Genomic DNA, 11,172 nt, shown 5'->3' on the forward strand with positions numbered 1-11,172 from the left:
TGTCTGCCGGCACCGGATGAGGCAACGAGAGCGGCTGCTTTAGCCGATGTTTTGTGCGTAAGCGTCGGCGCTCAGCAACGCATCAACATCTGCCGGATTCGCTGGTTTCAGTTTGAACAGCCATGCACCGAAGGCGTCGCTGTTGATGGATTCGGGTGCGTCGGCCAATGCTTCGTTGATGGCAACGACTTCGCCGCTGACTGGCGCGTAAATATCGCCAGCTGCTTTGACGGACTCAACCACGGCGCAATCTTTACCAGCAGCCAGTGTTGTGCCGACTTTTGGCAAATCAACGAAAACGATGTCGCCCAGCGCATCCTGCGCAAATTCGGTGATGCCGACAGTCAGCGTGCCGTCGGCTTCTGTGCGTACCCATTCGTGGGAGGAGGTGTATTTCAGTTCTGCTGGTACATTCATGGTGGACTCCGGATAATCAATAAAATGGTTTGAAAATATGTTTCACTGTGCTTGCACTGAATATTTCATAATAAGAGCGACCTATCGAAGGAATATTCAGAGCGACTGAATCTGCTGACCGGCGCTGTCAGGCAACCAGAATTTTACCGTTACGCACGAACGGCAGTTTGACGACTGTTGCTGCTAATTGCTTGTCGCGAATCACTACCTGCACCGTATCGCCAGCGGCCACACCCATCGGCAGGCGCGCCAGGGCGATCGCCTGTTGCATGGTTGGACTGAACGTACCGCTGGTGATTTCACCTTCGCCCTGTGCAGTGACGACCTTCTGATGCGCACGCAGGATGCCGCCTTTTTCACGCAGGATCAGGCCGAGGAATTGCGCCTTCTGCCCTTGTTGTTGCAAGGCTTGCTTGCCGACGAAATCGCGTTCGCTGACCAGATCGATCGTCCAGGCCAGACCGGCATCAAGCGGATTCACGCTTTCGTCCATATCCTGACCATACAGATTCATACCCGCTTCCAGACGCAGCGTGTCGCGCGCACCGAGACCGGCAGGTTTGACGCCGGCAGCGGCCAGCGCATTCCAGAGATCGTTAACACGGTCAGCGGCAACGGCAATTTCAAAGCCGTCTTCACCGGTATAGCCGGTACGCGCCACCATGACTTCGCCAAATGCGGTATCGGCCACAATCACGGCATTGAATGGTTTGATTTCAGCACTGGCTGCCTTAGTTTCCGGAAGCACTTCCCACGCTTTGGCACGCGCATTCGGGCCTTGTACCGCGACCAGCGCAAATGCATCTGCACCGTCGCGGCGCTGGGTAATGGTCAGACCGGCGCCAGTTTCTGCATTACGTGCATGCATCCAGGCGATGTCTTTTTCGGCAGTGCCGGCATTGACCACCAGACGGAACCAGTTTTCGGCAAAGAAATAAATAATCAGATCGTCGATGACGGTGCCTTCGGGCTTCAGCATGCAGGAATACAACGCTTTGCCGGGCACTTGCAGTTTGTCGACATTATTGGCGACCAGACCGCGCAGGAAGCTGCGCGCATTGTCGCCTTTCAGATCCACAACGCACATATGAGACACGTCGAACATGCCGCAATCGCTGCGCACGGCGTGATGTTCCTCGATTTGGGAGCCGTAGTTGACGGGCATATCCCAGCCGCCGAAATCGACCATTTTTGCGCCGGCAGCACGGTGCGCTGCGTTGAGGGGAGTTGCCTTGAGTGATGTCGCTGCTTGCGTCATGAGTGCCTCATTACCAGTTGAGAAGGGACGAACAAACGCATACCGGCGAACACCGTCCGCCGCATGCGAAAAAATCGCAACCCCTCTGTCCTGGTACCTGAGAGATTACGGGTGCAATGATGTTTGCTGTCCCGTGCGCACCTTCGGTGGGTAGTCCGGCTGGCTTGCGCCGCCGCTACCGCTCTCCAGAGTGTGGGGTGTATATCAACTCCCCAGTTGACCGGTCCTTTTGCCTGAGAGTTTGTTGGGTATTAGCCCCTTCGGCGGCAGCGCGTTGCTGCTCTCTCCCGATCAAGTAGCGCGATTATATAAGGCTTGGCTGAGCTTGGATATATTCAAAACCAAATATTTGGTGAAATTGGATGAAAGTGAAACATGCGGCAAAACACCGCTTTTTGCACCCGACAGCCTGCTCCAGCAAGCTGCGATGCGGTTCGCCAGTCAGGCAGCGGGAACAGGGAGTACATTAAAGCAAAAATATACTCCCCCCAGTATCTTAAAACAGCCTTTAGATATATTGATGTCAGGTTATTTTTGATAAAAACAGGGGGGAGTATGCGTTTTCAGTATTTTTTAGGTTAATCAGGTTTATCCGCAGTTGACATCAGGAACTGTAATCAGCAGCTTGGTTTAGACAGGTGGTTTGAATAAACCGACTGAGCAAGCAGGCCGGAGTTCTTTACAACCCCACCTGTCCATCGTCAGCGCAGGGCATCGAGCTGTATCTGCTCCATATCCCGCTGGTAGCGGTACTCCCGGTTTTGCAGTTCATCGACACGGTAGCGGACAGATTGCCACTGATCGCGCAGATCGCTGCGGTCACGCTCGTTGCGGCGGTCGGTATTCGTGTTTTCCGGTGTGTTTGGCCGGTTCTTGTCGTCGCGGTTACGCTGCATTTCTGCTTCGAGACGGGCTAAGCGACGCTCAATATCGCGCAGTCGGTCGCGCTGCTCATCCAGCTCGCGGTGGTTGAACGCCTGACGGCGGCGGATTTCCTCCACATCGCGGCCCGCCATCAGCGCGCGCTGCAGGCGGTATTGCAAAGGCTGCTGGCAGACTTCGATCGCCATCGGCTGATTGGTCCGCCCCCAGTTGAATGCATTTTCCACGGTGCAATAGGCGGCATTCTGACGATTCCACGCCTGGGTGTAGAGGTCACGGGTCTGGGTAATCACAAATACCTGCTCATGTCGGGCGTTAGCCATCCGTTGCTCCAGCAAGAATGGCTTGCCATCGCCGTCGGCGGTGCCGACCTCGCTCCAGTATTGCATCAGGCGCTGCTCCCATTGCTGCCGGTAAGCCGCTTCATCCAGCCTGAGACCGCGCCGTTGAGCATCATCCCGCCGCATATAGATATCACGTCCATTAACGGCATCATCCCATGCCAGCCGCTTCCAGTATTCGGTGATTTCACGGTTCCAGCCGGCGTGGTAGGCATCTTCCCGCACCAGCAGATCACGGCTCTGTGCCGCTTTCACATGCACGCTGAGAGTGCTGTCCGGAATCCCCTGATGCGCATCCTGATAGCCAAGCTGCTGCCAGTAAGCGTAATTACCCTCGCCCCACCCTTGACGGTAAGCATCGGCACGGAACACTTCCGGTGCCCCCGGCAGTCGGCGTGCGCCCTCTTCGTCGGCCTTGCGCCCTGCCAGCCCTTCCTGATGGCCGCTCTGCTGCCAGTAATCGGCATTACCGAGCTGCCAGCCCTGTTCATAAGCCGCCTGATTCAGCGGTGTTTCTTTCTGGCGGATCTGGTCTGACTGTGCCTGCTGCTGGTAATGGCTGAGCGCCAGCGCGTTGCGCCCGTCCGTCCGCCCGAGCCGGTACCAGAATTGCTGATTGCCCTGCTGCCAGCCCTGTTCATACTGCTGCGCCGATTCAGGCCGGATCTTACTGCTGTCCACTGAGGAGCAGAATTGCCTGCGCTCTTCATAATTACGATGCAGTCCATCTGAACCATCTTTGTTGCCGATAAAATTCCAGTCGCCGGTCTGGCAGTCATTCATCCGGCTGATGGTGCTCTGGCAGGCCATCAGCGGCAGCAGCAACAGGAACGGCACCAGACGACAGGCGCGCTGAAGCAACGCCCTGGCAGTCGATGAGGTAGTCAGTAAGACAGGCATCTGGTCAGCTACGGCGGGCATACAATCACTTTCAACGGAAGGGGTGATGACATAACGCAAAGACTGGCACGGCTGTTGACGCCGCTTCACACATTACGTTACATAAAGAGGCAGGGATTATCGCATTCCCTGCTTGATTTTCCGATTCAGGTCATCATGTAGGCGAAGCTGCCTTTTCCCGCTGCGCGTCCAGTTGCATCCTGTTGCGTTCTTTTGCGTCATTTGTTTCTTTTGCTTTGCCTGCTGCCAGCAAGGTCTTTTCTATTCACTCAACCATTTTTCTTTATGCCCAACTCCGAACCCTCCACTCAGCGCAGCAGTCTGCAGACGTTACGGGGACTGCTGCCCTTTCTGCGCCCTTACCGCCGGCAGTTTATTTATGCCGGTATCGCACTGCTGATTGCCGCCAGTGCAACACTGGCGATTCCTGCGGCTTTCCGACAAATGATTGATCTTGGTTTTGGCAGCTCCGGCGACCGCCAGATCCATCATGTGAATCTGACCTTTCTCGCGCTGTTTGGTGTGGCAACGATTCTGGGCATCGCCACCGCAGCCCGTTTTTACATGGTGTCCTGGCTGGGAGAGCGCGTCACCGCCGACATCCGCAATGCGGTGTATTCCCATGTCGTCACACAAAGCCCGCAATTTTTTGAAACCACGCAAACCGGCGAAGTGCTGTCGCGCCTGACCACAGACACCACGCTGATCCAGACCGTGGTCGGCACCAGTATTTCGATGGCATTGCGTAATCTGCTGCTGATGAGCGGCGGACTGATCATGCTGTTTGTCACCAGCGTCAAGCTGTCGATTCTGATTATCGTGATGCTGGCCATGGTGGTGCTGCCGATCATCCTGTTCGGCCGGCGCGTGCGGCAGCTGTCACGCGACTCGCAGGACAAGATTGCCGATGCCTCAGCCATCGCCGGAGAAATTCTGAATGCCATGCCGACAGTGCAGGCCTACACGCATGAACAGATTGAAGCCCGCCGTTTTTCCGGTTTTGTGGAAAATGCCTTCGGCACAGCAATGCGCCGCATCCGCGCCCGCTCTCTGCTGACCATGATGGCAATTCTGCTGGTATTCGGCGCCATTGTGTTTGTGCTGTGGCTGGGAGCGAATGCGGTGATGGATGGCCGTATGAGCGGCGGTCAGCTGGGGCAGTTTATCCTGTATGCATCGATTGTTGCCGGAGCGCTGGGCGCCCTGTCTGAAGTCATGGGCGACGCCCAGCGTGCTGCAGGCGCCACCGAACGTCTGCTGGAGCTGCTGGCTGCGCATTCACCGATTCAGAATCCGGCACATCCTGCAATGCTGCCCGCACGCACCAGTCAGTCGGCGGGTGGCGCCAGACTCTCGCTGGAAGCCGTCAGTTTTTCTTATCCTTCCCGTCCGGGAACTTTATCCGTTGCCGATCTGACGCTGGAGGTGGCCGCGGGCCAGACCGTTGCGATTGTCGGCGCCTCCGGTGCGGGAAAAACCAGCCTGTTTCAACTGCTGTTGCGTTTTTACGATCCGCAAAGCGGCGTTATCCGGCTTGATGGCGTGCCAATACGTGATCTGCACCTGCATGACCTGCGGCAAGCCATCGGCATCGTCCCGCAGGATACGGTAATTTTTTCTGCCAATGCGATGGAAAATATCCGTTACGGCAAACCGGAAGCCACCGATGCCGAAGTCATACAAGCCGCCAGACTGGCAGCAGCCCATGAATTCATCGAGCGGCTTCCTGAGGGCTATACCTCGTTTCTGGGAGAACGTGGCGTGCGTTTATCCGGCGGCCAGCGGCAACGGATAGCCATTGCGCGCGCGCTGCTGAAAAACCCGCCGCTGTTATTGCTGGACGAAGCCACCAGCGCGCTCGATGCTGAATCGGAACGGCTGGTGCAGGGTGCTCTTGAAGTGGCGATGCAAGGCAGAACCACGCTGATCATTGCCCACCGGCTGGCGACGGTGCAGCGAGCCGACCGCATCATTGTGATGGAGCACGGAAAAATCGTTGAAACCGGCAACCATGCAACGCTGGTCGAACAGAATGGCGTCTATGCCAGACTGGCAGCGCTGCAGTTTAATCTGGATGCACAGGAACAGCCTGCCGCCCCATAAGCTGCAAAACCAGCCAGCCAGAAGCAGGCAGACAGCATATCTCTGCCCCGCTGCCTGCTTCCGCGTCAGGGTCCGGCCTTATCTGGTGCCGGATACCTCAGCACTTCCGGCAGTACTGGTTCCGGTACGATAGACACGCTGCCCGGCCACCCAGGTTTCCAGAACCTGGGTCTGGTAAATCTGTCGTGCCGGAATACGGAAGATGTTGCGGTCAATCACAATGAAATCGGCCCATTTCCCGGTCTCCAGACTGCCCAGGATATTTTCCTGATGTGCCGCATACGCCGCATCCAGCGTGAAGCAGCGGAATGCTTCTTTCACCGTCATTACCTGCCCGGAGTACCAGCCGTTGCGTGGCTGTCCCTGCATATCCTGCCGTGTCACGGCGGCATAAATCCCCCAGAACGGGTTGGACGACTCTACGGGAAAATCAGAGCCGCACGCAATGCGGGACCCTTGCTGCAAAAAACTGCGCCACGCATAAGCGCCACGGATACGCTGCGGCCCGACCCGGCTCTCAGCCATATTCATATCGGATGTGGCATGGGTTGGCTGCATCGAAGGAATAATGCCCAGAGTCCGGAAACGGGGAATATCTTCCGGCGAGACAACCTGCGCATGTTCAATACGGTTACGCAACTCTGTCCGCAGTGAAGCTGGCAAGGCAGCGAAAGCATCCAGTATCTGCCGGTTTCCGGCATCGCCGATCGCATGGACATTCACTTGGTAATGTTGCTGTGCGGCTTTGCGCACCATCGCATTCATTTCCTGCTGCGACTTGAACAACAGCCCGGAGACCTGCGGCGCATCACTGTAAGGCGCGAGCAATGCCGCACCGCGGCTGCCCAGAGCACCATCGGCAAACAGTTTCACGGCGCGCAGTGTATAGCGGTCTGCATCGCTGCTGAATGGTCCCTGCGCAGCAATACTGTCGAAGAATTCCCCGACACCGCCGATCATGCCATAGACACGGACGGTCAGCCTGCCAGCTTTCGCGTACTCCCGGAACAGATAATCCGCCGGTGCGGAAACACCGGCATCATGCACACTGGTCAAGCCTGACTGGCGGATTATCTGCAGCGCCGTGTCCAGTGCCTGCCGGTTTTCCGCCTCTGTGGCGGTGGGCAGCACCTTATCGATCAGCTCCATGGCGCTGTCGATAAAAATTCCGGTCGGATTGCCATATTCATCCCGCTCGATTTTGCCACCCGTCGGATCCGGTGTTTCACGACTGATTCCGGCTTGCTGCATCGCCTTGCTGTTGGCCCAGGCTGCATGTCCATCCACCCGGCTCAGCCACACCGGGCGGTCGCGGACCACGGCATCAATATCCTGTGCCGACGGAAAGCGTTCCAGCTTCCAGTTCGCCTGATTCCATTCGCCGCCTAAAATCCATTGTTTTTGCGGAAAACGGGCTGCATAGTCAGCGATCGCCCGCTGCGCCTGCTGCAGATCCTCCGTGCTGCGTAGCGCCAGTTGCAGTGCACTGACCCCCAGCCCCATGATATGACCGTGTGCATCAATCAGACCCGGCAAAACGGTCTTTCCCTGCAGATCAATGTGCGAAGCAGTGGGAAACTGTTTGCGCAATGCACGCGCATGGCCGACTGCGCGGATTTTCCCCTGCTCGTCAAAAGCCATGGCATCAAACTGCACCAGCTGCTGTTTCCGGTTCAGCGTATAACCATCCGCATTTTCAATCAGGACCATGCCTGCCGGTGCAGAACATACAACACCACAAGACATTCCAATGCCCAGCACCCATGATCTGTAACGATTCAGCATATTGCCATTCCACCAATACCAACAAAACCGCATTGTAGGACAAAGTTTCGGTATTGGCACCGGATTTTTCCGGCGCACAACCCCGACTCCGGCCAGATCATCCCAGACTGACAGATACATGCTATTCAGCATCATTTACCCTCAGATTAGAGGAAGTTTCTGCTTGACGCGATCTTCTGCCCTTGCGTACACTCTCGTGATCCTGCCATTAACGTCGACACAGGTCGGCAAACGCCTTCTGCCTATGAAACGATTACGTTCCCGACTTTGTCCCGTTATTGCATCGATGCTGTGCTGCTGGACCCTGCCCTCACTGAGTTATGCCGATGCGCCTGCATTAAACGGCATGAACACAAGTCCTGATATCAGTAAAATTTCCACCTCCCCTGTTTCCTCTGCCCTGACTGGTACCAGTTCGAGCGAACCGGCTTCCTTTGTCTATACCAATCAGGAAGCAGATTTATGGGAAAGAATCCGGGCCGGATACGCGATTCCTGATCTGAACAATAAGCAGGTGGACAGTCAGCTGACCTGGTACAGCACCCGGACTGATTACATTCTCAGAACCGTGCAGCGCGGTTCCCGCTACCTGTACCATGTGGTGGAGGAGCTGGAAAAGCGCGGAATGCCGACCGAACTGGCCTTGCTGCCTTTTATCGAATCTGCTTTTAATCCACAGGCGATTTCAACGGCAAAAGCCAGCGGCATGTGGCAATTCATGGCAGCGACCGGCAAGGATTTCAATCTGAAGCAAAGTATGTTCAAAGATGACCGCCGCGGCATTCTGGATTCCACTGATGCTGCGCTGAATTATCTGGAACGCTTATATGGCATCTTCGGAGACTGGCAACTGGCGCTGGCGGCGTATAACTGGGGCGAAGGCTCAGTGCAGCGCGCAATCAAAAAGCAGCAGGCACTGGGTTTGCCAGTCGACTTTGACAGCATGTCGGGATTGATGCCGCAGGAAACCCGTAACTATTTCCCCAAATTACAGGCCGTTAAAAATATTATTGCGCATCCTGAACAGTTTAATATTTCCCTGCCGGCGCTGGAAAACCAGCCTTATTTCGTCACGGTAGAAAAAACCCGGGATATCGATGTGCGTGTTGCAGCACAGCTTGCGGAATTGTCGATGGAAGAATTCACGGCTCTGAATCCGCAATTTAACCGCCCGGTCATCACCGGCGACAGCAATACTAAAATCCTGCTACCGACAGACAATGCCAATCTGTATAAAGAAAACCTCAGCAAATGGCAAGGGCCACTGTCCTCATGGGCGACCTACACGGTCCCGAGAACTGAAAAGGTGGAGTCCCTGGCGCAAAAACTGGGGCAGAAGCCCGAATTTATCCGTGAAGTGAATCTGATCCCGGCCAAAATGCTGGTCAAGGCAGGTTCAACGATCCTGATTCCCAAATCCAGCAAAGCTCCGGACCAGGACATCGCCCCGGAAGTAGCCGAAAAAGCACAGCTCATCATCGAAAAAGGTGTTGCAACCCGTCAGCTGAATCACAAGGTCGGCAGACAGGACAGTCTGAACAGTATCGCCCGCCGTTACCATGTCACTGTCGCTGATCTGAAAGGCTGGAACAACCTGAAACGCGACAATCTGAATCCGGGCCAGACCTTGCATATTCAGGTACCGGTGCTGGCGAAGTCACGTCATACGGCCGTTGCTGGCCATCAGAAAACGCCTGCACACAACTTCCATGCACGCCCGGCAAAAACCCTGGCAGTCAATACACGTGGCGGTAAAAAACCTCACGGTTAAAATTGCCAGCACCTGCTGATACGCTCTGAATCACGGTACGTTTTCCGGCAGAAAATCAGGATCAGAAAATAAAAAAAGGGCGCCGGAAGCGCCCTTTTTTAATGCCTGATCGCATCAGCGATATCAGTTGATGTCAGCTTATTTGCCTGACTGATTTGCATAGATGATCCAGTAACGCGCCAGATCAGCAGTACCATCATTACCCTGCACCGTGCGGAAGGTTTTAATCGCATTCGCTTTTTTACCTGCCTGTAATTGCGCAATACCCAGATGCAGTTTAGCGTCTTCAGGATGCTTGAGGCTGTCCTTCTTGATGCCCTCTTCCATCATCGCGATACCCTGATCTGCCTTGCCAGCAGCCGCTGCAGCAAAACCCAGATTCACCAGGTTGCTGCCATCTTTGCTCTGCTTCGCATCTGCTTCGGCAGCGGCGGCGCCTTTATTGGCCTCATCCAATGCTTTGGCAGCCATGTCACGCAGACGCTTATGACGCTCTGCATCATTGCCGGCACCCAGGGCTCCGGCTTTATAGCCAGCATCGATAATCTTGACTGCCTCAGCCGGATAACCCGCCTGAATTGCCATCAATGATGAATCCATATAATCGGACGTTTTGGTAACCTGTCCCAGTACCAGCTTCAAGCGGTACAGATCCAGCTTCAGGCGCTCGGAATAACCGGGCTTACGCTCAATATTGTTCAGCAGATTGACCCAGTATTCTTTCTTGCCGTGGTATGCAACCATTTTTTCCAGCGCACTGGTATAACCGGCCATATCCTTCTGCTTCAGAGCAGCATTGGCGTAGGTTTCCAGATTAATCAGGCTTGGCGTACGGCCAGCTTTTTCGTCTGCAGCCAGGTCGGCCATAACTTCCTTCATCGCCTTCGCGCCGTCACCACTCTGATTCATCGCCTGAATCATGTACTGACGCAGCGACTGATCAGTGCCGCCGTCTGCATAATAGCGGTTGTACCATTGAGCAGCCTTGGAGTAATTACCGGCTTTGAAATAGGCATTTGCCAGCACCTGAATCATTTGCAGCTGATCTTTTGCAGGTAATTTAGCCGCAGCAACGATTGCTTCAGCCGAACGGATCACCGTATCGTTGTCACCGGCAGCAGAAGCGATCGAAAGACGCATGCGTTCAATCGTAAAATTTTCATTTACCGTCTTACCGCTGACATTGTCTGCCTCGTGAATCTTGGACAATGCATCTTTATATTTCTTCGATTTATACAACTCGCCGGCAGCCTGAACAATACGGCCGATTTCCGGACGCATCGCTTCCTGAGCATAGGCAGTATTTGCTGCGATATTGGTTAATTCCGGCACGGCTGCAAAACCGATCGCTGCCAACAATACAGCGATGCGAGACAAACGAAGTTGCTTCATATGTTGATCTCTCAATCAATAAATTAAATAAACTCAGGAATAATACCGCCTGCACATGACAGCAAGCCGGCCAATTTTCCAGTCAATATGCAAATCGGCAGGGAACTCCCTGCCGATTTTCAATCATACATCAAGATGTGAGCATTGGAATGCGTCCCAGAGAATAATCACCGATTACTTCAAGAACTGCTCATTACCCACCATCCCGATCTTCGTCACCCCCAGCCGCTGCGCCGAGGCCATCACCGCCGCCACCGACTTGTACGGCACCACCGCATTCGGCCTTAAATGCACCTCCGGCTGGTTCGGCTGCGTCGCCACTT

General features: G+C 55.0%; 9 protein-coding genes and 2 riboswitches. Of the genes, 3 read left to right on the forward strand and 6 right to left on the reverse strand.

Going from position 1 to position 11,172, the window contains the following annotated elements; genetic code table 11:
* Nucleotides 1-39: 39 nt before the first annotated feature.
* Nucleotides 40-417, reverse strand: a complete 378-nt coding sequence (gene gcvH / locus H8K27_RS14585; RefSeq protein WP_186863912.1) for a glycine cleavage system protein GcvH — start codon at nt 415-417, stop codon at nt 40-42.
* A 127-nt stretch (nt 418-544) separates the two neighbouring features.
* On the reverse strand, nt 545-1,675 hold the full coding sequence (gene gcvT / locus H8K27_RS14590; RefSeq protein WP_186863913.1) for a glycine cleavage system aminomethyltransferase GcvT: 1,131 nt from the start codon (nt 1,673-1,675) through the stop codon (nt 545-547).
* 75 nt (nt 1,676-1,750) lie between these two features.
* Nucleotides 1,751-1,874, reverse strand: a riboswitch (glycine riboswitch).
* 12 nt (nt 1,875-1,886) lie between these two features.
* Nucleotides 1,887-1,975: riboswitch (glycine riboswitch) on the reverse strand.
* Between the two features lie 25 nt (nt 1,976-2,000).
* On the opposite strand from gcvT, the gene H8K27_RS14595 reads away from it, so the two are divergent.
* The gene (locus H8K27_RS14595; RefSeq protein WP_186863914.1) at nt 2,001-2,213 is read left to right on the forward strand and encodes a hypothetical protein; all 213 of its coding nucleotides are present in this window, start codon (nt 2,001-2,003) and stop codon (nt 2,211-2,213) included.
* A gap of 163 nt (nt 2,214-2,376) precedes the next feature.
* Here the strand turns inward: H8K27_RS14595 and H8K27_RS14600 are convergent, their stop codons facing one another.
* Nucleotides 2,377-3,819: a DUF2799 domain-containing protein gene (locus H8K27_RS14600; protein WP_186863915.1), complete on the reverse strand. Its 1,443-nt coding sequence runs from the start codon at nt 3,817-3,819 to the stop codon at nt 2,377-2,379.
* A gap of 264 nt (nt 3,820-4,083) precedes the next feature.
* Here H8K27_RS14600 and H8K27_RS14605 point away from each other — a divergent pair, with 264 nt between their 5' ends.
* Entirely contained in the window at nt 4,084-5,901 is a 1,818-nt protein-coding gene (locus H8K27_RS14605) for an ABC transporter transmembrane domain-containing protein (protein ID WP_186863916.1), read from the forward strand.
* A 78-nt stretch (nt 5,902-5,979) separates the two neighbouring features.
* Here H8K27_RS14605 and H8K27_RS14610 read toward each other — a convergent pair whose 3' ends face one another.
* Nucleotides 5,980-7,686 (reverse strand): amidohydrolase, encoded by a 1,707-nt coding sequence (locus H8K27_RS14610; RefSeq protein WP_186863917.1) that lies wholly within the window; start codon nt 7,684-7,686, stop codon nt 5,980-5,982.
* Nucleotides 7,687-8,032: 346 nt separating this feature from the next.
* Here H8K27_RS14610 and H8K27_RS14615 point away from each other — a divergent pair, with 346 nt between their 5' ends.
* Nucleotides 8,033-9,457 carry a transglycosylase SLT domain-containing protein gene (locus H8K27_RS14615; RefSeq protein ID WP_186863918.1) on the forward strand — a complete coding sequence of 475 codons (1,425 nt, stop codon included), beginning with the start codon at nt 8,033-8,035 and terminating at the stop codon, nt 9,455-9,457.
* Between the two features lie 138 nt (nt 9,458-9,595).
* Here H8K27_RS14615 and H8K27_RS14620 read toward each other — a convergent pair whose 3' ends face one another.
* The gene (locus H8K27_RS14620; RefSeq protein ID WP_186863919.1) at nt 9,596-10,849 is read right to left on the reverse strand and encodes a tetratricopeptide repeat protein; all 1,254 of its coding nucleotides are present in this window, start codon (nt 10,847-10,849) and stop codon (nt 9,596-9,598) included.
* Between the two features lie 174 nt (nt 10,850-11,023).
* A partial coding sequence (locus H8K27_RS16570) for an ExbD/TolR family protein (protein WP_408058458.1) occupies nt 11,024-11,172 on the reverse strand: 149 nt, incomplete at its 5' end.

The organism is Cognatundibacterium griseum, assembly GCF_014284195.1.
GTDB classification, from domain to species: domain Bacteria; phylum Pseudomonadota; class Gammaproteobacteria; order Burkholderiales; family Burkholderiaceae_D; genus Undibacterium; species Undibacterium griseum.